Below are 21,741 nucleotides of genomic sequence, written 5' to 3' on the forward strand. Positions count from 1 at the left end.
CCTCTCGATAGCATGACACCCCTCCGTCAGGGCTTCGCCCTGCCACCTCCCCTTGAAGGGGAGGATTGAAGGTGGACGACCTCTTCACCTCTCCCGCTATCCCAAGCCCGGATATGCTGACCGTCAGTTTCGACGCATGGGAGGGGCCGCTTGACCTGTTGCTGACGCTGGCGCGGTCGCAGAAGGTGGATTTGCGCGAGATTTCGATCCTGGCACTGACCGAGCAATATCTGGAATATATTGACGGCGCGCAGCAGGTGAAGCTGGAACTGGCGGCGGACTATCTGGTCATGGCGGCGTGGCTGGCCTACCTTAAATCATCGTTGCTGCTGCCGCGTCAGGAGCAGGCCGATCCAAGCCCTGAAGAACTGGCGCTGCGATTGCAATTGCGGCTGCAACGGTTGCACGCGATGCGCGATGCGGCGGCGCGGCTGATGGCGCGCGACCGGGTGGGGCGGGACGTTTTCGTGCGACGCAGGCCCGAAGGATTGCGGCTGGTCCGCAACGCGAAATGGCAGGCCAGCCTCTATGACCTGATCCAGTCCTACGGCCAGATTCGCGCCCGGACCCAGCCCGCCGTCCACACCATCGCCGCGCGGCCGGTGATGACGCTGGACGAGGCGATCCAGCGTGTCGGTGCGCTGGTCGGCGCGGCGATCGACTGGACGCGGCTGGAGGCGTTTTTGCCTACCGGGCTGGACAGTGCAAAGGCGAAGTCGGCGCTGGCCAGCAGCTTCGTCGCGGCGCTGGAACTGGCGCGGCAGGGGCGGCTGGAAATGCAGCAGGACGGGATTTTCCAGCCCATCTATCTGCGCGCCGGGGTGCCGGACAGGGAGGCGGGGGCATGAACGGGGAACCGGACGATTATCTGCGCGCGGTCGAGGCGGCTTTGTTCGTGGCCGAAGCGCCGCTGACGCCCGCCGAATTGCGGCTGCATGTCGGCGATGCGGGCGATCTGGCGGCGGCACTGCGGCAATTGGCTGACGACTATGCCGGGCGCGGCATCAATCTGGTCGAGCGGGGCGGGCGCTGGCATTTCCAGACAGCGGCGGACCTGGCCCATATATTGCGGCGCGAGAAGGACGAGGCGCGCAAATTGTCGCGCGCGGCGATGGAGACGCTGGCGATCATCGCCTATCATGAGCCGGTCAGCCGTGCGGAAATAGAGGCGATCCGGGGCGTTCAGGTGGCCAAGGGGACGCTGGACGTTCTGATGGAGGCAGGCTGGGCGCGGCCAGCGGGGCGGCGCGAAGTGCCGGGGCGGCCGCTCATCTATGCCACCACCGTAGATTTTCTGTCACATTTCGGGCTTAGCAGCCGCCGGGACCTGCCCGGTATCGACGATCTGCGCGCGGCCGGGCTGCTCGATCCGGTCGATTTGGCGCTGGAGGGTCTGGGCGGGCAATCCGTTCTGGAAAATGACGATGATGTGGCCTAGATAGGTTGCCTTACAGGAGTATTTGAAATGGGTTCCTTCTCGCTGATGCACTGGGTGATCGTGCTCCTGGTCGTCATGCTGCTGTTCGGTGGCGGCCGGATTTCCGGCCTGATGGGTGACGTGGCCAAGGGTATCAAGAGCTTCAAGAAGGGCATGGCGGACGATGATGACGTCGCCACCCCGGCCAAGCCAGCGACCCGGCTGGAGGGCCATCGCGTGCCCGAACAGGATACGACCGCAGCTACCGAAGAAAAGACCAAGGCCTGACGCTCAGGCGCCGGGTGGTAGGGTAGCCACGCATGTTTGGTATCGATTCGACCGAGTTCCTGCTGATCGTCATCGTTGCGGTGATCGTGATCGGGCCGAAGGATTTGCCGCGCGCGCTCTACAAGGTGGGGCAGATCGTCGGCAAGGCGCAGGGCATGGCGCGCCATTTCCGTACCGGGCTGGACGCCATGGTGCGCGAGGTCGAGCTGGAGGAGCTGGAAAAGAAGTGGGCCGCGCAGAACAAGCGGATCATGGACGAGCATCCGCCAGAGGTTGCCGCGCCTGCGATGGAAGCGCTGCCGTCGCCGGAAGCTGAGGCTGCGCCGGATGGCCCGCCGCCTTTCGTGGCGGAGTCTGCGCCCGTTGCGTCGGCGACCGATGCGCCGCCCTATCTCGCCGGAGAATCGGCTGCTGACAGCAAGAGCGGGTCGGCGGCATGATCGGCGATATTGACGAGAGCAAGGCACCTTTGCTCGACCATCTGATCGAACTCCGCGGTCGGTTGCTGAAATGCGTCTATGCGCTGGTGCTGACCGGCGCGGTCTGTTTCTATTTTTCCGAGCAACTGTTCGCGATCCTGGTCCATCCGCTCAAGGAAGCGTTCGGCGATGGCGGCGGCAAGCTGGTCTATACCAAGCTGTATGAGGCGTTTTTCGTGCAGGTGAAGATCGCCTTTTTCGGCGCCTTCTGCCTGTCCTTCCCGATCATCGCCAACCAGCTGTGGGCGTTCGTGGCGCCGGGTCTTTATGCCAAGGAAAAGAAGGCGCTGCTGCCTTTCATTCTGGCTACGCCCTTCCTGTTCGCCATGGGCGCAAGCCTTGCCTATTTCGTGGTTATGCCGACCGCCTTCCACTTCTTTCTGGAGTTCCAGGGCGATAGCAGCGGTTTGCAGGTCGAGGCATTGCCGAGCGCGGACGCCTATCTGGGGCTGGTGATGCAGTTCATCCTGGCTTTCGGGATCAGTTTCCTGATGCCGGTGCTGCTGATGCTGCTCAACCGGGCCGGGTTCGTCAGTCGGGCGCAGTTGATCGGCCTGCGCCGCTATATGATCGTTGCGGCCTTCATCGTCGCGGCGGTGCTGACCCCGCCCGATGTCGTCTCGCAGTTGATGCTCGCGATCCCGCTGCTGCTGCTCTACGAAATCACCATCGTCGCGATCTGGTTCACCGACCGGCGGCAGGCCAAGATGCAGGACGCCGAGGAAGCGTCGGCCTGAACAAAAAGCGGCCCGCCTTTTTAAGGGGCGGGCCGATGCTTGGGAGTCGGGTAGTCGTGAAGATGAAGGCGGTCAGTCGGCCGCCTTTTCCACAGCCTGGCCAGCGCTCTGCACGTCGCGGCCAGCGCCTTCGACGGTGTTGCACCCTGCGACCATCAGCGAGCCGGTGAGCAGCAGGGCTGCGAGGATCTTTTTCGTCATCGAAACTCTCCTTGAGAAACCTGCGACCGCATGGCGAGAGCCATGGCGGTGACGAAAACAGAACCCGCCGCCGACCCAAGCGTTCCGGCCGAGAAAAATTTAATGATTTCAAATAGAAAAGCGCCCCAAAAAGTCTGAGCCCGAAACGCGTCGGGGGGGGAGGCGTTTCGGGCTCATATTGTGTGGATAGCAAGAGCGGGGGGCAAAAGATTTGCTATCCGAAGTGAAGAACCCACAATGTCGCCATTCGGTTCCCGCGACTGCCCAAAAAAATGGATTTTTAATCCCGCGCGATTCCAGATATTTGGCTGGTGCAGCGGGAAATAACCGAAAAAACCTGGCGGTCAGAGTCTGTCTCGAAATGCGCGAAAGAGCGCATTTCGGTTGCCGGTGCAGATGCACCAAAGGCACATAGCAAGAAAGACTCTCAGACGATCGGACGGCCGCTGTTGCGATATTCCGGGCGGATAGTCGATTCCGGCAGGCTGTCGTCGCGATTAGCCGGGGCCGGGCGGGTGACGGGGGCGGTCCAGCCTGTCGATGGCGGGGCTGGGGCGACGCTGCCGAAGGGGGCGACGAAAGCCTCGACCGGTGCAACTGGCTTGGCCGGCCAGACCCGGCGCGCCGGGCCGGAAATCGTTTCCCGCCCCCGATAGGCGGCTCGGAAGGCGGCGGGGGTGCCGTTGAAACCGGGATTGCGGTAGAAGATATGCGCGCCGATCACCGCGACCGGATGCAGGCTGGATGACCAGCTGGGGCGTACCGCCAGCGTATGATAATGGGTGGCAAGGCCCACCGGGGCATAGACACGGCCCGCCAGCGCATCCTGTGCCACCCGCCGCGCGCGCACCCATTGGGCGGCGGCTGGCAGGCGCGCCATCGCGCCGTCGCAACTGAAGGTGAACTGGCATTTATAGTCGGTGCGTTCGGACCCTTCATAGACCACGCCGCACACCGTGTCGGGCCATAGCTGGCTGCGTACGCGGTTGAGGACGACCTGTGCGACGGCGCGCTGGCCATCGTCCGGCTCGTTCCCTGCCTCGTAATAAATGGCCGATGTCAGGCAGTTGAGCGCGCGATAGCTGTCCAGCCCGGTGATGCCGCGAAAAATGGCTGCGGGCGCGGCCTTTACCTCGTCCAGCCCCATGACATGTTCGCTCTGCACCGTCAGCGCACCTGGGACGGGATCGAAAGCGCCCTCTGCAAAGAAGAAGGCGGAGCCGGGGAAGTTGGCCGCAGATTCCTCTGCCGGGTCGTCATGGACATGATGCCCGTCCAGCATGTCGAGCGGAGCGGCGGTGATGAAGCGCGGTGCGACAAGCGCGGCAAGGACAAGCGCGATGATGGTGCTGCGTCCTTTCCAACCCATCGCCTGCATTACAAACCCTCAATTGGCCGCGACCCAAATGTCGCCCATGCCGCCCCATAGACGGAATTCCTTTCCACTTCCTCCCCGGATTCACCCCTGTGCCGCGATGGGACAGGGAAAGGGGCGGGGGTTAACGCGGGCGTGAAATGACACAATCCTCCCCTTGCAGGGGAGGATTTGGAGTGTCCGTCATCCATGAAACGCGCTCTTTTGATCGGTCATCATTCCCTTGCTTGGCAAAGTCGTGCGGGGTCCGCTATGCGTGGCCCATGCTGCTTCAATCCAATAGTCTCGCGCTGATCGGCAATACGCCGATGGTGCGCCTCGCTGGTCCCTCCGATGCGACCGGCTGCGATATTTTCGCCAAGTGCGAATTTGCCAATCCGGGTGCGTCGGTGAAGGACCGTGCCGCCCTGTTCATCGTCAATGATGCCGAGGAACGCGGCCTGCTCCAGCCCGGCGGCACCATTGTCGAGGGGACGGCGGGCAATACCGGCATCGGGCTGGCGCTGGTCGCCAATGCCAAGGGTTACAAGACGATCATCGTCATGCCTGAAACCCAGAGCCGCGAGAAGATGGATACGCTGCGCGCGCTGGGGGCCGAGCTGGTGACGGTGCCGGCTGCGGCCTATTCCAACCCCGGTCATTTCGTTCATACGTCGCGCCGCCTGGCGGAGGAGACGGAAGGGGCGATCTGGGCCAACCAGTTCGACAATATCGCCAATCGCAAGGCGCATATCGTCGGCACCGCCGAGGAAATCTGGACCCAGATGGAAGGGCGGATCGACGGCTTCACCTGTGCGGCGGGGACCGGCGGCACGATTGCGGGCGTGGGGCTGGGCCTCAAGGCCAAGGATGAGGCGATCACCATTGCGCTCAGCGATCCGCACGGCGCGGCATTGTATGAATATTATGCCTGTGGCGAGCTGAAGGCCGAGGGCAGTTCGGTTGCCGAAGGGATCGGGCAGGGGCGGATCACCGCCAATCTGGAAGGCGCGCCAATCGACACGCAATTCCGCATTTCCGATGAGGAAGGGCTGGAATGGGTCCGCCGCCTGCTGGCCGAGGAAGGGCTGTGCCTGGGCCTGTCATCGGGGATCAATGTCGCGGGTGCGGTGGCGCTGGCGCGGCAATTGGGGCCGGGAAAGCGGATCGTGACGATATTGTGCGACACCGGCTTCCGCTATCTGTCGACGCTGTATAACCGGCAATGGCTGGAATCTAAGGGCTTGACGGTCTTTCCCTGGCTGGCGCAAACTGCATGATCGCCGACACGGGTCGCGGCGAAGAGCATAAGAGCGCAGGCATGGCTGAAACACCCCGCCGATTGGAAGGGTTGCAGCGCGTCCAGATCGGTCTGACCGGTCTGGCGGGCGTCGTGTTGCTCGTCGGACTGGCCAATATCGTCATCGACAAGGCGCGGATGGATGACGCGGCACTGCCACCACCGACCGTGCCGACCATGACATCCACCAATGCCGTATCGCCCAAGGACCCGCTCGCCGAACTGGGGGTGCAGCCCGCGCCGGAACAGGCGCCGGTCGTGCCGGACCTTCAGCCCGATCCCAATCTGCGCAAGCCGATGGACCGCGATCCGCAGCAGCGCTGAGCGATGGGCGGATAGCGGTGCCGCGCCGTCTGACGATTTTTCTGGTGTTGGTTCTTCCCGTCCTGGTGGCGCTGGTCGCGGGGCTGGCGCGCGCCTGGCGGTCGGGCGGGCAGGCTGATCCGTGGAGCTGGGCCTTGCCCGCTGCGCTGATGCTGGCGCTGATGGGGCAATTGCTGGCGAAGGATTTGTGGCGGTGGCTGATATGGATCGCCATCGGCGCGACCGGGACGGCGCTGATTTTCTGCACGATCGCTGCGGCGCGTCCGTTTGATCCGGTCGCGGCCATCGGATTGTTGCTCGTCACGTTGCTAGCGGGCTTTGGCAGCCGGGGACTGCGCGTGTCGGGCAGGCAGTTGATCGGCGTCGGGTTGCTGGCCTTGGCCGGGCTGCTATTATGGCGCGGCCCGGCGCAGCCGATCGCGCCGGTGGCTGGGCGGCCGGCGCTGGTCGTCATCACTGCGCTACCGTTGTTCTGGGATGAAGCGGGGCGGGCCGATGCGCCGATCATCACCCTGCTGCGCACGCGCTTTGCGGTGCAGCCTCTGGATGATCCCCGCGCGCTGGCGGCGTCGGGCGCGCGCGCCCTGCTGCTGGCGCAGCCACGCGCGATGACGGCGGAACAACTGGTGGCCATCGACGCATGGGTCCGGGCCGGAGGCACCGCGTTGGTGCTGGCCGATCCACTGCTGCGCTGGCCGTCCGATCTGCCAGCGGGCGATCGTCGGCGCGCGCCTTCGGCCAGTCTGGTCGATCCGCTGCTGCGCCATTGGGGAGCGGTGCCGGACAGGCTGGAGGAAGGGGAGGTTCGCCTCTTCCTGAATGACGGGCAGCTTGTCACCCTGTCCGGCGCGCAATCGTTCAGGATCGACCGGGGGCGTTGCTCGTCCGCGCAGGATATCGTCCGCTGCCAGGTGGGGCAGGGGCGCGCCGTGCTGGTGGGGGATGCCGACCTGATCGACGACCGGCTCTGGCTCGCCGACCCGGTCCGTCCGCTCGATCCGCGGGCATGGGCGGCGGATACGCCCGCGCTGGTGGTGCAGTGGCTGGGCGCGACGATGGCGGGGGAGCGGCACTGGTTTCGCCATGCCGCCGACCTGGTTTCGGGGCTGCGTTGGGCGCTGATTGTCGGGACATTATGGGCGATCATGGGTGCAGTGCTGCTGGCGCGATCTGGACAGTGAGCCGAACATATCAATATTGAGAACAAATCATGAAAATATGTTGGAAATGGCGATGAAAATCAGTTAGGCCCATTTTCTAACAGCTCAGCCCACTTTCTCCCGACTTTTCCCTTTGCAGTCGGCCCCATGCTTGATAGGTAATCAGCAATTGGGGTTAATCAGGCTTTGGCGAGTCCTGCGTGCCGGATGTCCATTCAGAGATTCCGGCGACGGGTGGCCTGTGCCCCATATGAAAGGGGCTAATTTCCAGCGTGTCGGACGTCATTCTCTATTCGGGCAACGCATTCAGCGTCGCGGACGGCAAGGGCCGTTTCGTGCTGCCCCTGGAGATGCGCAAGCTGGTCAGGCAGGCCAGCGGCGACGAAAATCGCCTGTGCCTGTCGGTGCATATGGACAATGGCTGCGCCACCGGCTTTGGCCTGTCGCACAAGCGCTTCCTGTTTGACGAGGTCGCCGAACTGGAACGTCTGGCGCGCGAGGCGAACCGGCCCTTCAACGGCGATCTGGAACGCGAAAATCGCCTCGGCACGATCGAGGACGTCAATTTCGATGATGGCGGCCGCTTCTTCCTCCACCCCGATATCAAGGATGAAGCCGGCATCACCGACGTGGCGTTTTTCTATGGCGTGGGCCGCTATTTCCAGATCTGGAAGCCCGAAGCGCTGATCGAAAGCCCCGATCGCCCGGCGCTGATCCGCAACAAGGTGAAGCGCTGGCTCGACGCGCGCGCGGCGGAGGGCGGCAAGTGAGCGCGGGCGACACCGAGACCGCGCCGCATATCCCGGTTCTGCTCGACGAAGTGCTCGACGCTCTCGCCATCACCCCTGGCGAGATTCATGTGGATGGCACGTTCGGCGCGGGCGGCTATTCGCGCGCCATGGCGATGGCGGGGGCAAGTGTCTTTGCGCTGGATCGTGACCCCGATGCGATCCGCGAAGGGCAGGCTGTCGCAAAGGCGCATGGCATCACCCTGATCGCGGGCGAATTTTCGCGCATGGCGGAATTGCTGGCCGAACGCGGGATAGAGAAAGTGTCGGGCATCACGCTCGACATCGGCGTGTCCTCGATGCAGCTCGACCGGGCCGACCGGGGCTTTTCCTTCCAGTCCGATGGTCCCCTGCTCATGACCATGAGCCAGGACGGGATGAGTGCAGCCGATTTCCTGAACAATGCGTCGGAAGAGGAGATCGCCAACGTCCTCTATCGCTATGGCGAGGAGCCGCGGTCACGCCGCGTCGCCCATGCCATCGTGGATGCGCGCCCGCTGGAGCGGACCGGGCAACTGGCCCATGTCATCCGTCGCGCGCTGGGCCACAAGCCGCATGACAAGAAGGACCCCGCGACCCGCGCATTCCAGGCGATCCGTATCCATGTGAATCGTGAGCTGGAAGAGCTGGAGCGCGCGCTCGACGCGGCCGAGGCACTGCTGGAGGAAGGCGGGCGGCTGGCCATCGTCAGCTTCCACAGCCTGGAGGACCGCATCGTCAAGCAGTTCCTGCGCAACCGCAGCGGTGGCGAGGGTGGCTGGTCGCGGCACATGCCCGAAAAGCGCGCCGCCGACGCCCCGACCTTTGCCAAGCCCGCCAAGGCGGTGCGCGCAGGTGAGGCGGAACTGGCGCGCAACCCCCGCGCCCGGTCCGCTACGCTGCGCAGCGCCGTCCGCACATCCGCCCCCATTTCCTCCTCCCCCCGGAGTGCCAACTCATGATCGCCGTCAAGAGGTTGCAGAGCCTGATCTGGGTGTTGCTGGTCGCGCTGGGTGCGCTGGGTGCCTATCTGGTGTCCTTGAAGGTCGCGACCGAGCGCAACGAGCTGATGCAGGTGCGGATGCAGATTGTGCGGGCGCAGGGCGATATTCGTTATCTGGAGACGGAATTCAGCGCGCGCGCGTCGATGCGGCAGCTGGAAAGCTGGAACCAGCATGACTTCATGTATGGCACGCCGACTGCTGGCCAATATCTGGCGGGTGAGCGGGCGCTGGCGCAGCTGGACGGGGTGCAGCCAAACGGGCCGGACTATGTCGCGCCCCCGGTGATGGTGGCGATGGTCGAGACCCCCGCCGACCTGCCGTCCGCGCCGCAGGCCGCGCCTGCCAGCCCCGCCGCCAGCCAGATCCGCAGCGACATCGCCGTGATCCGTGAAGCGCACGCCGCCGACAATGTCGAGAAGCTGGCCAAGCCTGCGCCGCGCACCCCGTCGGTGCAGGCGAAGGTCGATGCGGATGTGTCGAAGCCCAATCCGGTCGCGCGCAAGGCGGAGCGGATGGCGATGCTGGACGCCAAATTGCTGGACGACAGCACGCTGGGTGAGTTGAGCGCCACGGCGGCGCGCGAGCGCAGGAAGGGAGCGCGCTGATATGGCCACGATCATCGTCCAGCCCGGCGGGGCGCGGGCGGGACGGCAACGGGTCAGCCTGACCGCCATCGCCCATAACCGGCTGATGCTGTTGCTGATTCTGTTCATGGCGGTGACCATGGTGCTGATCGGCCGACTCCTGTGGGTCGGCGTTTTTGCGCATGGCGGGACCGGGGATGATGTCCTGTCGGCCTTCCTGCCCGCGCGCGCCGACATTGTCGATCGCAACGGCGTGCCGCTGGCGCGGACGATGGATGCCTATTCGGTGGCGGTGCGCCCGTCCAAGCTGATCGGCGAACCGGCTGAACTGGCGCGCAAGCTGCACGAGATTTTCCCCGATGAGGCCGAGGCGACCTTCTACAAGAAGCTGACCGGCCGGGGCTGGGCCTATCTGCGTCGCCGCGCCATGCCGGAGCAGGTGGCGGCGGTGAATGCGTTGGGCGAAATCGGCATCGAATTTCCGCGCGAAAAAGAGCGCCTCTATCCGCAGCGCACACTCGCGGCGCATGTGCTGGGCTTTGCGCCAAATTCGGAGGGCGTGGGCGGCATGGGTGTAGAGGCGGCTTTCAACGACCGGCTGACCGATGCGGCGCTGCGCGGCAAGCCCTTTGCCGTTTCCATCGACAGCCGGGTGCAGGGTGCGCTGGAGAGCGAACTTTACGCGCAGATGGTGGCGCAAAAAGCCAAAGGCGCAGGCGGTATCATATTGGACGCCAATAGCGGCGAAGTGATCGCCATGGCCTCCATCCCAGTGTTCGATCCCAACAAGCTGCAAAATTATGCGGGCAAATCGTGCAGCCAGTCGCCATTGTGCAATCAGATGGTGCAGGCCCGCTATGAGCTGGGATCGACATTCAAGCCGATCTCGATCGGGGCAGCGATGGACCGGGGCGTCGTCACGTCGATGAGCAAGCGGTACGACGCGACGGCACCCATCTCGATCGGCGGATTCCGCATCAAGGACGACCATGCGCTGGGCCGCTGGATCAACGTGCCTGACACGCTGGTCCATAGCTCCAACATCGCGACCGCGCGCATCGCCGACGAAATGGGTGCCGCCCCGATGCAGCAGATGTTCCGCGACCTGAAGTTCGACCAGCGCGCGCCCATCGAGCTGAAGGAGCAGGCGGGAACGATCTGGCCCAGCAGTTGGGGGCGGATCACCACCATGACCGTATCCTATGGCCATGGCATTGCCGTTACCCCGCTGCATCTGGCCAGCGCCTATGCCGCGCTGGTCAATGGCGGCATCTATCGTCCTGCGACCCTGCGCAAGTTGGAGCCGGGCGAAGCGCCGCAGGGACATCGTGTCTATTCCGCCGCGACCAGCGCGCGGATGCGCCAGCTGTTGCGATTGATCGTGGCGGCGGGTACAGGGCGTAGCGCCGACGCCAAGGGATTCCGGGTGGGTGGCAAAACGGGTTCCGCCGAGAAACCTGAAGATGGTCGCTATAATAAGAGTTCGCTGGTGACGACATTTGCTGCTGCGTTCCCGATGGATAATCCGCGCTATGTCGTGCTGACCATGATGGATGGCGCGACCAGCGCCATTGGTCTGCGCACCGCTGCCTGGACCGCCGCGCCGGTGGTCAAGCGGGTGATCGAGCGCACCGGGCCGATGCTGGGCGTGATGCCGGACGAGCGGCGCGACGTCGATATCTCTGACCTGACGCCAATGCTGTGGAAGCCCAAGGGAGAAGGTGAATGACGCGCCTGGCCGGGTTGATCGAGGGGCTGGACGCGGTGGTGAGCGACGGAGGTGCGCTGGACGCCAATGTCACCGGCTTTGCTATCGACAATCGCAAGGTCGCGCCCGGCACGGTGTTCGGCGCGTTTCAGGGACTGCGTGTCAATGGCGAGGATTATATTGCCGACGCGGTGAAATCCGGTGCGATCGCTGTCGTCGCCCGGCCGGAAGCTAAGGTGGAGGGCGCGATCCATATCGCCCACGCCAATCCGCGCCGCCTGTTCGCGCAACTGGCCGCGCGCTATTTCACGCCCTTTCCCGATGTGACCGTGGCGGTCACTGGCACCAATGGCAAGACCAGCACGGTCGAACTGACCCGGCAGCTGTGGCGAATGATGGGGCATCATGCCGCGTCGATCGGCACGCTGGGCGTCACCACATCGGTCGATCAGGTATCGACCGGCCTGACCACGCCGGACATCGTCACTTTCCTGTCGAACATGTCGGGCCTGCGCCGCGAAGGCATCACCCATGCCGCGTTCGAGGCGTCGAGCCATGGGCTGGCGCAATATCGCACCGAGGGGCTGCCCGTGCTGGCGGGCGGGTTCACCAACCTGTCGCGCGACCATCTCGACTATCATGGCGACATGGACAGCTATTTCGACGCGAAGATGCGGCTGTTCGATGAAGTCGTCGGCGCGGATGGCGCGGCGGTGGTGTGGGCGGATGACGCCTGGTCGGACAAGGTGATCGCGCGGGTTACGAAGCGGGGGCTTCGTGTGCTGAGCGTTGGGGTGCAGGGGCAGGCGCTGCGTCTTGCCAACCGCACCCCGACCCAGTTGGGCCAGACGCTGGAAATCGAGGTGCCAGGAGAAGCGGGTGGCAAGCTGTACAAGGTCAATCTGCCACTGATCGGCGCCTATCAGGCGGCAAATGCGCTGACTGCTGCGGGGCTGGTCATCGCGACCGGTGGCGATACGGCCAAGGTGCTGGAACTGCTCGGTCGGGTCCAGCCGGTGCGGGGGCGGCTGGAACGCGCGGTCATCAGCAAGGCAGGCGCCCCCGTCTATGTCGATTATGCCCATACGCCCGACGGCCTGCGCGCCGCGATCGAGGCATTGCGGCCCCACACCAAGGGGCGGTTGATCGCGCTGTTCGGCGCGGGCGGGGATCGCGATGTGGGCAAGCGGCCGCTGATGGGGCAGGTGGCCGCCGAACTGGCCGATCATGTCATCGTGACCGATGATAATCCGAGGTCGGAGGAGCCTTCCACGATCCGCGCAGCCGTGATGGCGGGGGCGACGGGCGCACAGGAAATTGGCGGGCGTCGCGCTGCGATTGCCGCTGCGATTGCGCAGGCGGGGGCCGACGACATCGTGCTGCTGGCGGGCAAGGGGCATGAACAGGGCCAGATTATCGGCGACCGGGTGCTGCCGTTCGATGACGTGACCGTGGCGCGGGAGTGCGCGGGTTGAGTGACCTATGGACCTCCGCCGAGATCGCCGAGGCAACGGGCGGCGCCGCGTCGGCGCCGTTTGCCGTTTCGGGCGTGGCGTTTGACAGTCGCGAAGTGACGGACGGCGATCTGTTCGTCGCGATGAAGGGTGAGGCGACCGACGGGCATAAGTTCATCGCCAAAGCCTTTGCGCAGGGGGCGGCGGGCGCGATTGTCAGTGAGCCGGTCGATCATCCCCATATTATGGTACAGGACAGTGCCGTCGCGCTCGAAGCATTGGGCCGGGCGTCGCGCGCACGGATGGCTGGCAAGGTGATCGGCGTCACCGGATCGGTCGGCAAGACAGGCACCAAGGAAGCGCTGTTTCAGGCGCTTGACCGCGCCCATCCGGGGCAGGTTCATCGGTCGGTCAAAAGCTATAATAATCATGTCGGCGTGCCGCTGAGCCTGGCGCGGATGCCGCGAGGGACGGCGTTTGGCGTGTTCGAGATGGGGATGAACCATGCGGGCGAACTCGCCGCGCTGACCCGGCAGGTGCGGCCCCATGTCGCGATCGTCACCGCCATCGCGCCCGCCCACATCGAATATTTCGGTACCGAAGCGAAGATTGCCGAGGCCAAGGCGGAGATTTTCGAGGGGCTGGAGCCGGGTGGCACTGCGATCATCCCCTATGACAGTCCGCATGTGGCGCAGCTCTATAACAAGGCGGAACGACACGCCGCGCATATCCTGACCTTTGGCATGAGTGACGAGGCGGACGTTCATGCGCGTGAAGCAGTGCCTGCGCCGGGTGGCGGCACGCTGGTAACGGCGAAGCTGCCGGACGCCGAACTATGCTTTACCGTTGCGGCACCGGGCGATCATTGGGTGTCCAATGCGCTGGCGGTGCTGGCGGCGGTGTCGGCTCTGGGGGGCGATCTGGCTGCGGCTGGGCTGGCGCTGGCTGAAATGCCGGGCCTGCCGGGCCGGGGTGAGCGCCGCATCCTGCCAGTTGCAGGCGGCGAAGCATTGCTGATCGACGAAAGCTATAACGCCAATCCGCTGTCCATGGCCGCGACGCTCAGGCAACTGGGGCGCGAACCTGCCGGCCGGCGCATTGCCGTGCTGGGCGGAATGCGCGAACTGGGCGCGCGCAGCGCCGAACTGCACGCTGATCTGGCCGGACCGCTGGAGGCGGGCAAAGTCGATTATGCCATATTGGTCGGCGCGGAAATGACACCGCTGGCCGATGTGCTGGATGGCAGCATATCCTATGCCCATGTGCCCGACACGGCGAGCGCCATCACACTTTTGACCACTGACATGCGCGCGGGCGATGCTATCCTCGTCAAAGGCTCCAACGGCATAGGGTTGTCCCGGCTTGTCGCGGCGCTTGGCGAACAGGCCCGCGACGGAGAGACCAACTGATGCTCTACTGGCTGGCCCAGAATATGGATTTTGCGGGCGGGTTCAACCTGATCCGCTATCTGAGTTTCCGCGCGGGCGCGGCGATCTTTACCGCTTTGTTCATCGGCCTGCTGATCGGTCCCAAATTCATCGGCTGGCTGCGGGTGCGGCAGGGCAAGGGGCAGCCGATCCGCACCGACGGGCCGCAGACCCATCTGGCCAAGCGCGGCACGCCGACCATGGGTGGCCTCATGATCCTCACCTCCATGGTGGCGTCGGTGCTGCTGTGGATGGACCTGTCCTCCATTTATGTCTGGGCCTGCCTGTTCGTGACTTTGGGCTTCGGGGCGATCGGTTTCCTCGACGATTATGACAAGGTGACCAAGGCCAGCCACAAGGGGCTGTCGGGCAAGGCGCGGCTGTTGTTCGAGTTTCTGATCGCCGGTTTTGCCGCCTGGCTGATCGTGTCGCAGCATGGCAATACCGCGCTCTACGTGCCTTTCTACAATGGTCCGGCGATCGAGCTGGGGCCGTTCTACTTCCTGTTTGCGGCCTTCGTGATCGTCGCGTTCGGCAATGCGGTGAACCTGACCGATGGGCTGGACGGGCTGGCGACGATGCCGGTGATCATCGCCTGCCTGGCGTTCATGCTGATCGTCTATCTGGTCGGACGCGCGGATTTTGCCGAATATCTGGGGATTCCGCATGTGCCGGGGGCGGGGAACCTGACGATCCTTTGCGGATCGATCATCGGCGCGGGGCTGGCTTTCCTGTGGTTCAACGCGCCGCCTGCCGCCGTGTTCATGGGCGATACCGGGTCGCTGGCGCTGGGCGGGACGATCGGCGTGATCGCGGTGACCGCGCATCATGAAATCGTGCTGGGCATTATCGGCGGGCTGTTCGTGGTGGAGGCAATGAGCGTCATCATCCAGGTGTTCTTCTACAAGCGCACCGGCAAGCGCGTGTTCAAGATGGCGCCGATCCACCATCATTTCGAGCAATTGGGCTGGGCCGAACCGACGGTGGTGATCCGTTTCTGGATCATCGCCTTCATCCTGGCGCTGGCCGGCCTTGCGACGTTGAAGCTGCGATGATCGTTTCGGACGCCTTTGCGGGCAAGACCTATGCGGTGCTGGGGCTGGCGCGGTCTGGCCTGGCCACGGTCGATTGCCTGTCGGCGAGCGGCGCGCGGGTCGTGGCATGGGACGGGCGCGAGGAAGCGCGCGCGGCGGTCGCGGGCAAGGCGGAACTGGGCGATCCGATGGAGATCGACCTCACCGGCTTTGACGGCATCGTCGTGTCGCCGGGGGTGCCGCTGAACCGTCACCCCATCACGATGCGCGCCAGACTAGCGGGCGTGCCGATCATCGGCGATATCGAACTGTTCGCGCTGGCCCGCCCGACGCTGCCGCCGCACAAGGTGGTCGGCATCACCGGCACCAACGGCAAGTCGACCACCACGGCCCTGATCCACCACATTGTCGAACAGGCGGGCTACCCGACGGTGATGGGTGGCAATATCGGCCTGCCGATCCTGGGCCAGCCGCCGCTGGAGCCGAATCTGCATGGCGTGGGCGTCTATGTACTGGAACTGTCGAGCTATCAGATCGACCTGACGCATAGCCTGGACTGCGATGTGGCGGTGCTGCTGAATATCACGCCCGATCATCTGGATCGCTATGACGGGTTTGAGGGGTATGTTGCGTCGAAGGCGCGCTTGTTTACGATGCAGTCGGCGGGGAATGTTGCGGTGATCGCGGCCGAGGATGAACAGAGCCGCGCTATTGCCGAAACTTTGTGCTTCCGCGCAGGGGTGGTGACTGTCGCATCCGCTGACATCGATCCCGTAGCCCAACTCACCTGGCCCGCGCTTCAAGGCCCGCACAATGCGCAGAATGCTGCTGTGGCGATTGCCGTCGCCAAAGCGCTGGGCATTGATGAGGCGACCATCGCCAACGCGCTGACCAGCTACGCCAGCCTCCCCCACCGCATGCAGGCTGTCGCGACCCGCAACGGCGTTCTCTACGTCAATGACAGCAAGGCGACCAATGCCGCCTCGACCGCGCCGGCGCTCGCCGCATGGCCCGCGATCGACGGCAAGCCCCGCATCCACTGGATATTGGGCGGCGTGGCCAAGTCCGACAATCTGGACGAATGCGCGCCGCATTTCGGCAATGTCGCCCATGCCTATACGATCGGTGAAGCGGGGCATATGTTCGCTGACCTGCTGCGCGGGTCTATGGCGGTGGATGATAGCGAGATGCTAAGCGCCGCCGTCCGTCGTGCGGCGCGGATCGCGCAGCCCGGTGACATCGTGCTGCTGTCGCCCGCCTGTGCCAGTTTCGACCAGTTTCGCGATTTCGAGGCCCGCGGTGATGCTTTCGCCGCTGCCGTCGCGGCGCTGGAATAGGGTGATGGCGCGGCACCAGCAGGGAAGGGACGGGGGACATGTCTAGGGCAGGCGAACTGGTGAAGGGCTTTCGCACCCGCACCGTGCCGCGCGAACGCACCGCGCTCGCCATCTGGTTCTGGGAGATTGACCGCGTCCTCCTGTCGCTGATCGTCGCGCTGATGGCGATCGGGCTGGTCGCGGTGGCCGCTGCGTCGCCGGTGGCGGCGATCGACCGGTCGACCGCGCAGGTGGCGGTCAATCCGCTCAACTATTTCTATCGCCAGCTCATATTTGTTGGCCTGGGCCTGCCGATCATGCTGGTGATATCGATGCTGCCCCGACCGCAGGCGCGGCGGCTGGCGACATTTTTCTGCGTCTTTTTCTTCGTCATGCTGCTGTTCGTGCCGTTGCTGGGCAGCACGGTGAACGGGGCCAAGCGCTGGATCGACCTGCCCGGTTTCCGCTTCCAGCCGTCGGAGTTTCTAAAGCCCGTCTATGTCGTGACCCTGGCCTGGCTGCTGTCGCTGCGCGGCAAGGATGCCACGCTGCCGGTGATCCCGCTGACCGGCGTGTTGACGCTGCTGATCGCCGCGGTCCTGATGCGCCAGCCCGACTTCGGCCAGACGGTCATTTTCCTCGCCTGCTGGGGGTGCCTGTTGCTGCTGTCGGGGGTACCGATGCGCTGGATTGCGGCGCTGGGTGGCGTGGGGCTGGCGGGGCTGGTCGCGGTCTATATGTTTTATGAAAATGGCCGTCAGCGGATCAACGATTTTCTGGGGATCGGCGTCGACCAGAGCGCCGGGCCGGACCAGACCGATCTCGCCTTTCGCACCATCACCCATGGCGGCTTTACCGGCGTGGGGCCGGGCGGCGGGCAGCATAAATTCCGCCTGCCCGAAGCGCATACCGACTATATCTTCTCGGTCATCGGCGAAGAGTTCGGCTTGCTCGCCTGCATCGCCATCGCTCTGGTCTATCTTGCCATCGTCGTGCGGGTGCTGCTGCGCCTGCTGGACGAGGAGGATAGTTTCACGATTTTGGCGGCGGCGGGGCTGACGACGCAGTTCGGATTGCAGGCGATCATCAATATGGGCGTCAATGCGCAGATATTTCCGTCCAAGGGGATGACGCTGCCCTTTATCAGCTACGGTGGCTCCTCTATGCTGGCGCTTTGCATCGGCGTCGGCCTGTTGCTCGCCTTCACGCGACGCAACCCCTTCATGGGTCGGCATACGGTCGTCAAATGGAGTGGTCGATGAGCATTTCCCGTCACTTCGTCCTCGCCGCCGGCGGGACGGGTGGTCATATGATTCCCGCCCATGCGGTGGCCGAGGAACTGATGGCGCGCGGCCATCATGTTGCTTTGGTGACTGATGAGCGCGGGGCGAAGATCCCCGGCATCTTCGATAAGGCACAGGTCCATGTCCTGCCCGCCGGGCGGATGACCAAGAATCCGAAAAGCTGGCCGGGGGCGCTGAAAGCCATCCTTGCAGGCCGGGCGATGGCGCGGCGGTTGAACGAAACGTTCCGCCCGACTGCCGTGGTCGGCTTTGGCGGCTATCCGGCGATGCCCGCCCTGCTCGCCGCGCTGGCCGATGGCGTGCCGACGGCGGTGCATGAGCAGAATGCCGTGCTGGGCCGGGTCAACCGGCTGCTTGCCGGAAGGGTCGATGCGATCGCTACCGCCTATCCGGGGGTCGAACGGCTCAAGGACAAATATGCCGCCAAGGTCCATCTGATCGGCAATCCGGTGCGCGAGGAAGTCAAGCAGCTGCGCGAGGAGGATTTCCCCGCGCTGACCGACGAAAGCGTGTTCCGGGTGCTGGTGATCGGCGGCAGCCAGGGCGCGTCGATCCTGTCGAGCGTCGTGCCCGAAGGCCTGTCGATGCTGCCGGTGGCGCTGCGCCGCCGCTTGCAGGTGACGCAGCAATGCCGGGCGGAGGATATCGAGCGGGTGCGCAAAACCTATGCGGAGATGGAAATCCCCGCTGATCTGGCCACTTACTTCAACGATGTGCCGGAGAAACTGGGCTGGTCGCATCTGGTGATCGCACGGGCGGGCGCATCGACGCTGGCGGAACTGACCTGCGCGGGGCGGCCCGCTATCCTCGTGCCGTTGCCGAGCGCGATGGACGATCATCAGACCGCCAATGCCCGCGAAATGACCGAGGCGGGCGGCGCACGCACGATCCCGCAGGCGCGCTTTACCGCCGTGGAACTGGCCAAGCAGATGCAGAAAATGGCGATGGAGCCGGGTGCGCTCCAGAATGCGGCCAGGCGCGCACGCGGCTGTGGCCGTCCCAACGCCGCGCGGGACATGGCGGATCTGCTGGAAAGCATCGGCCAAGCTCCGATCGTCAATGATCCGGTGCGGGTCGGGCCGACACCCACGGCGCTGAATCTGGCGGGGGTTCCGGCTTGAGGCGGACAGGTCTCAATGCATCCTCCCTTGCAAGGGGAGGGAGCCCGTTCGCGAAGCGAATGGTGGAGGGGTGTCGCCCTATCGATAGGGCAACACCCCTCCGTCACGCCTTCGGCGCGCCACCTCCCCTTAAAGGGGAGGATTTTAATATATTGAATTACAAGGAAATATTCTCATGAAGGGTGTCGGCACGGATATCGGCACGATCCATTTCATCGGCATTGGCGGCATCGGCATGTCGGGTATTGCCGAAGTGATGCACAATCTGGGCTATGACGTTCAGGGGTCGGACGTGGCGGAAGGCTATGTGGTCGAAGGACTGCGGGCCAAGGGTATTCGCGTGATGATCGGCCACAAGGCGGAAAATCTGGGCGATGCCGCCGTGGTAGTGACATCGACCGCGATCAAGCGTGGCAACCCGGAGGTCGAGCTGGCGCTGGAAACGCGCGTGCCGGTGATCCGCCGCGCGGAAATGCTGGCCGAGCTGATGCGCCTCAAGTCCACCGTCGCGGTGGCGGGGACGCATGGCAAGACGACGACGACGTCGATGGTCGCGGCACTGCTCGACGCGGGCGGGGTGGACCCGACCGTCATCAACGGCGGCATCATCAACAGCTATGGCTCCAATGCGCGGCTGGGCAATAGCGACTGGATGGTGGTGGAGGCCGACGAGAGCGACGGCAGCTTCCTGCGCCTCGATGGCACGATCGCGGTCGTCACCAATATCGATCCCGAACATCTGGACCATTATGGCAGTTTCGACCGGGTGAAGGACGCCTTTGTCGAATTCGTCGGCAACGTCCCCTTTTACGGCGCGGCCCTGCTGTGCCTCGACCATCCCGAAGTGCAGGCTATCCTGCCGCGCGTACAGGACCGGCGGATCGTGACCTACGGTTTTTCGGCGCAGGCGGATATTCGCGGCGATAATGTGGTGAGCTTCCCCGGCGGCAACCGCTTCGACATTCAAGTGCGTGAGCGCGACGGATCGACCCGCAAGATCGAGGGGATCGAGATGCCGATGCCCGGTCGGCACAATGTGCTCAATGCCATGGCGGCGATCGGCGTGGCGTTGCACATGGGAATCGATGACGCGACGATCCAGACCGGCTTTGCCAAGTTTGGCGGGGTCAAGCGGCGTTTCACCAAGGTTGGCGAGATTGCGGTCGGTGAGGGTGTCGCCACCGTGATCGACGATTATGGCCATCACCCGGTCGAGATAAAGGCGGTGCTGGCTGCTGCCCGTGAGGGCGCACAGGGGCGGGTGATCGCCGTGGTCCAGCCGCATCGCTTCACCCGGCTGCGCGACCTGATGGATGAGTTCCAGCAGGCGTTCAACGACGCCGACATCGTCTATGCCGCGCCGGTCTATACCGCAGGCGAGCAGCCGATCGAAGGCGTGGATAGCGCGGCTCTGGTCGCGGGATTGAAGCGGCGCGGCCATCGCCACGCGTCGATCATTGCCGACGCCGACGCGCTCGCCACTGCGCTGGCGGCCGATATTCAGGCGGACGACATGGTCATCTGCCTGGGCGCGGGTGACATCACCAAATGGGCGGCGGGGCTGGCGGGCGCTGTCTCCGTCACAGTGAAGGAATCGGTCTGATGTTCGAGCTGTTCGCCGTTGGGCTGGAAATGCAGAAGCGCATGATCGACGCCCAGATGCAGGGCGTGGAAGCGGCCCGCGACATGGTGCAGGCCGCGCAGGAGAATGCCAAGGCCGGCATGGCCGCCAATCAGGCGGGCGAGGCGGGCATGAAGGCGATGAAAAGCTGGATGAAGCTGTGGGGTATGCGCGGTTGACGGCGACCATAGCCCTTCCACCTGTGCGCGGCAGTTTGAAGGCGGATGCGCCGCTGGCTCCGCTCGTCTGGTTCAAGGCGGGCGGCGCGGCGCAATGGCTGTTCGAGCCGAAGGATGCGGACGACCTGTCCGATTTTCTCGCCATGCTCGATCCGGCGGTGCCGGTGATGGCGCTGGGGCTTGGCTCCAACCTGATCGTGCGCGATGGCGGAGTGCCTGGCGTGGTGGTGCGGCTGGGCAAGCCGTTCGCCAAAGTGACGGCGCTCGATGCCACTACGCTGAGCTGCGGCGGCGGGGCGTCGGGCATATTGGTGTCATCGACCGCGCGCGATGCGGGCATAGCAGGCCTTGAGTTTCTGCGCTCCATCCCCGGGACGGTCGGCGGTTTCGTGCGGATGAATGGCGGCGCCTATGGCCGTGAGACCCGCGACATATTGGTGGAATGCGAGGTGGTGTTGCGGTCGGGCGAGCAGGTGACGTTGCTCAACCGTGATCTGCACTACACCTATCGCCATTCTAACCTGACCGACGGGGCGATCGTCGTCAGTGCGACGTTCCGGGGCGAACCGGGCGAACCCGGCGCGATCCAGGCGGAAATGGACCGCATCGCCGCCGCGCGCGAGGAAAGCCAGCCGCTGCGCAGCAAGACCGGCGGATCGACCTTCAAAAATCCCGATGGCCACAAGGCCTGGGCTTTGGTGGATGAAGCGGGCTGTCGTGGGCTGCAACTGGGTGGCGCGCAGGTGAGCGAGAAGCATACCAATTTCCTGCTCAACACCGGCGAGGCGACCAGCAGCGACATCGAAGCGCTGGGCGAGGAAGTGCGGCGCCGGGTGAAGGAAAAGAGCGGCGTGGAACTGGAATGGGAAATTCAGCGGGTGGGGTTGGTGAAGTGAGTGTGGTTGATTTCATCCTCCCCTACAAGGGGAGGTGGCAGGGCGAAGCCCTGACGGAGGGGTGTC

General features: G+C 64.5%; 23 protein-coding genes. 21 read left to right on the plus strand and 2 right to left on the minus strand.

The window, feature by feature from the left end; all coding sequences use genetic code 11:
* Nucleotides 1-71: 71 nt before the first annotated feature.
* Genes EBBID32_RS10245 through tatC form a run of 5 tightly spaced genes read left to right on the plus strand, consistent with a single transcriptional unit; the run spans nucleotide 72 to nucleotide 2,921 of the window.
* On the plus strand, nucleotides 72-848 hold the full coding sequence (locus tag EBBID32_RS10245; protein ID WP_006955797.1) for a segregation and condensation protein A: 777 nt from the start codon (nucleotides 72-74) through the stop codon (nucleotides 846-848).
* Nucleotides 845-1,438 carry an SMC-Scp complex subunit ScpB gene (gene scpB / locus EBBID32_RS10250; protein WP_006955799.1) on the plus strand — a complete coding sequence of 198 codons (594 nt, stop codon included), beginning with the start codon at nucleotides 845-847 and terminating at the stop codon, nucleotides 1,436-1,438. The genes EBBID32_RS10245 and scpB overlap by 4 nt, the downstream gene beginning before the upstream one ends.
* Nucleotides 1,439-1,465: 27 nt before the next feature.
* A complete protein-coding gene (locus tag EBBID32_RS10255; RefSeq protein WP_006955801.1) occupies nucleotides 1,466-1,705 on the plus strand; it encodes a twin-arginine translocase TatA/TatE family subunit in 240 nt (79 codons plus the stop codon).
* A 32-nt stretch (nucleotides 1,706-1,737) separates the two neighbouring features.
* Nucleotides 1,738-2,145, plus strand: a complete 408-nt coding sequence (gene tatB / locus EBBID32_RS10260) for a Sec-independent protein translocase protein TatB (RefSeq protein WP_006955803.1) — start codon at nucleotides 1,738-1,740, stop codon at nucleotides 2,143-2,145.
* Nucleotides 2,142-2,921, plus strand: coding sequence for a twin-arginine translocase subunit TatC (tatC, locus tag EBBID32_RS10265; RefSeq protein WP_006955805.1), 780 nt, complete (start codon nucleotides 2,142-2,144; stop codon nucleotides 2,919-2,921). Before tatB ends, tatC begins: the two co-directional genes overlap by 4 nt.
* A gap of 72 nt (nucleotides 2,922-2,993) precedes the next feature.
* Here the strand turns inward: tatC and EBBID32_RS10270 are convergent, their stop codons facing one another.
* Complete coding sequence (locus EBBID32_RS10270; protein WP_006955807.1) at nucleotides 2,994-3,122, minus strand: entericidin A/B family lipoprotein; 129 nt, start codon at nucleotides 3,120-3,122, stop codon at nucleotides 2,994-2,996.
* 427 nt (nucleotides 3,123-3,549) lie between these two features.
* On the minus strand, nucleotides 3,550-4,500 hold the full coding sequence (locus EBBID32_RS10275; RefSeq protein ID WP_006955809.1) for a cell wall hydrolase: 951 nt from the start codon (nucleotides 4,498-4,500) through the stop codon (nucleotides 3,550-3,552).
* A gap of 260 nt (nucleotides 4,501-4,760) precedes the next feature.
* Between EBBID32_RS10275 and EBBID32_RS10280 the strand changes: the two genes are divergently transcribed.
* From EBBID32_RS10280 to murB, 16 genes are all read left to right on the plus strand, one after another.
* Nucleotides 4,761-5,756: a cysteine synthase A gene (locus EBBID32_RS10280; RefSeq protein ID WP_006955811.1), complete on the plus strand. Its 996-nt coding sequence runs from the start codon at nucleotides 4,761-4,763 to the stop codon at nucleotides 5,754-5,756.
* A 41-nt stretch (nucleotides 5,757-5,797) separates the two neighbouring features.
* On the plus strand, nucleotides 5,798-6,100 hold the full coding sequence (locus tag EBBID32_RS10285) for a hypothetical protein (RefSeq protein WP_037490058.1): 303 nt from the start codon (nucleotides 5,798-5,800) through the stop codon (nucleotides 6,098-6,100).
* Nucleotides 6,101-6,117: 17 nt separating this feature from the next.
* Nucleotides 6,118-7,281 (plus strand): Gldg family protein, encoded by a 1,164-nt coding sequence (locus EBBID32_RS10290; protein ID WP_006955814.1) that lies wholly within the window; start codon nucleotides 6,118-6,120, stop codon nucleotides 7,279-7,281.
* A gap of 251 nt (nucleotides 7,282-7,532) precedes the next feature.
* Entirely contained in the window at nucleotides 7,533-8,030 is a 498-nt protein-coding gene (locus EBBID32_RS10295) for a division/cell wall cluster transcriptional repressor MraZ (RefSeq protein WP_006955816.1), read from the plus strand.
* Nucleotides 8,027-8,989, plus strand: coding sequence for a 16S rRNA (cytosine(1402)-N(4))-methyltransferase RsmH (rsmH, locus tag EBBID32_RS10300; protein ID WP_006955818.1), 963 nt, complete (start codon nucleotides 8,027-8,029; stop codon nucleotides 8,987-8,989). The genes EBBID32_RS10295 and rsmH overlap by 4 nt, the downstream gene beginning before the upstream one ends.
* The gene (locus tag EBBID32_RS10305; RefSeq protein WP_006955820.1) at nucleotides 8,986-9,636 is read left to right on the plus strand and encodes a hypothetical protein; all 651 of its coding nucleotides are present in this window, start codon (nucleotides 8,986-8,988) and stop codon (nucleotides 9,634-9,636) included. The genes rsmH and EBBID32_RS10305 overlap by 4 nt, the downstream gene beginning before the upstream one ends.
* Nucleotide 9,637: 1 nt before the next feature.
* Nucleotides 9,638-11,344, plus strand: a complete 1,707-nt coding sequence (locus tag EBBID32_RS10310; RefSeq protein ID WP_006955822.1) for a peptidoglycan D,D-transpeptidase FtsI family protein — start codon at nucleotides 9,638-9,640, stop codon at nucleotides 11,342-11,344.
* Nucleotides 11,341-12,798: a UDP-N-acetylmuramoyl-L-alanyl-D-glutamate--2,6-diaminopimelate ligase gene (locus tag EBBID32_RS10315; RefSeq protein ID WP_006955824.1), complete on the plus strand. Its 1,458-nt coding sequence runs from the start codon at nucleotides 11,341-11,343 to the stop codon at nucleotides 12,796-12,798. Before EBBID32_RS10310 ends, EBBID32_RS10315 begins: the two co-directional genes overlap by 4 nt.
* Nucleotides 12,795-14,186, plus strand: coding sequence for a UDP-N-acetylmuramoyl-tripeptide--D-alanyl-D-alanine ligase (locus EBBID32_RS10320; protein WP_006955826.1), 1,392 nt, complete (start codon nucleotides 12,795-12,797; stop codon nucleotides 14,184-14,186). The genes EBBID32_RS10315 and EBBID32_RS10320 overlap by 4 nt, the downstream gene beginning before the upstream one ends.
* Nucleotides 14,186-15,259: a phospho-N-acetylmuramoyl-pentapeptide-transferase gene (gene mraY, locus EBBID32_RS10325; RefSeq protein ID WP_006955828.1), complete on the plus strand. Its 1,074-nt coding sequence runs from the start codon at nucleotides 14,186-14,188 to the stop codon at nucleotides 15,257-15,259. The genes EBBID32_RS10320 and mraY overlap by 1 nt, the downstream gene beginning before the upstream one ends.
* Nucleotides 15,256-16,575, plus strand: coding sequence for a UDP-N-acetylmuramoyl-L-alanine--D-glutamate ligase (gene murD, locus EBBID32_RS10330; RefSeq protein ID WP_006955829.1), 1,320 nt, complete (start codon nucleotides 15,256-15,258; stop codon nucleotides 16,573-16,575). The genes mraY and murD overlap by 4 nt, the downstream gene beginning before the upstream one ends.
* 38 nt (nucleotides 16,576-16,613) lie before the next feature.
* Nucleotides 16,614-17,816: a putative lipid II flippase FtsW gene (gene ftsW, locus EBBID32_RS10335; RefSeq protein ID WP_006955830.1), complete on the plus strand. Its 1,203-nt coding sequence runs from the start codon at nucleotides 16,614-16,616 to the stop codon at nucleotides 17,814-17,816.
* On the plus strand, nucleotides 17,813-18,979 hold the full coding sequence (murG, locus tag EBBID32_RS10340; RefSeq protein ID WP_006955832.1) for an undecaprenyldiphospho-muramoylpentapeptide beta-N-acetylglucosaminyltransferase: 1,167 nt from the start codon (nucleotides 17,813-17,815) through the stop codon (nucleotides 18,977-18,979). Before ftsW ends, murG begins: the two co-directional genes overlap by 4 nt.
* A 175-nt stretch (nucleotides 18,980-19,154) precedes the next feature.
* A complete protein-coding gene (gene murC, locus EBBID32_RS10345; protein WP_006955834.1) occupies nucleotides 19,155-20,582 on the plus strand; it encodes a UDP-N-acetylmuramate--L-alanine ligase in 1,428 nt (475 codons plus the stop codon).
* Nucleotides 20,582-20,779 (plus strand): hypothetical protein, encoded by a 198-nt coding sequence (locus EBBID32_RS10350; protein WP_006955836.1) that lies wholly within the window; start codon nucleotides 20,582-20,584, stop codon nucleotides 20,777-20,779. The genes murC and EBBID32_RS10350 overlap by 1 nt, the downstream gene beginning before the upstream one ends.
* The gene (murB, locus tag EBBID32_RS10355; RefSeq protein WP_006955838.1) at nucleotides 20,761-21,675 is read left to right on the plus strand and encodes a UDP-N-acetylmuramate dehydrogenase; all 915 of its coding nucleotides are present in this window, start codon (nucleotides 20,761-20,763) and stop codon (nucleotides 21,673-21,675) included. The genes EBBID32_RS10350 and murB overlap by 19 nt, the downstream gene beginning before the upstream one ends.
* Nucleotides 21,676-21,741 lie beyond the last annotated feature (66 nt).

Source organism: Sphingobium indicum BiD32 (assembly GCF_000382885.1).
Lineage (GTDB): Bacteria > Pseudomonadota > Alphaproteobacteria > Sphingomonadales > Sphingomonadaceae > Sphingobium > Sphingobium japonicum_C.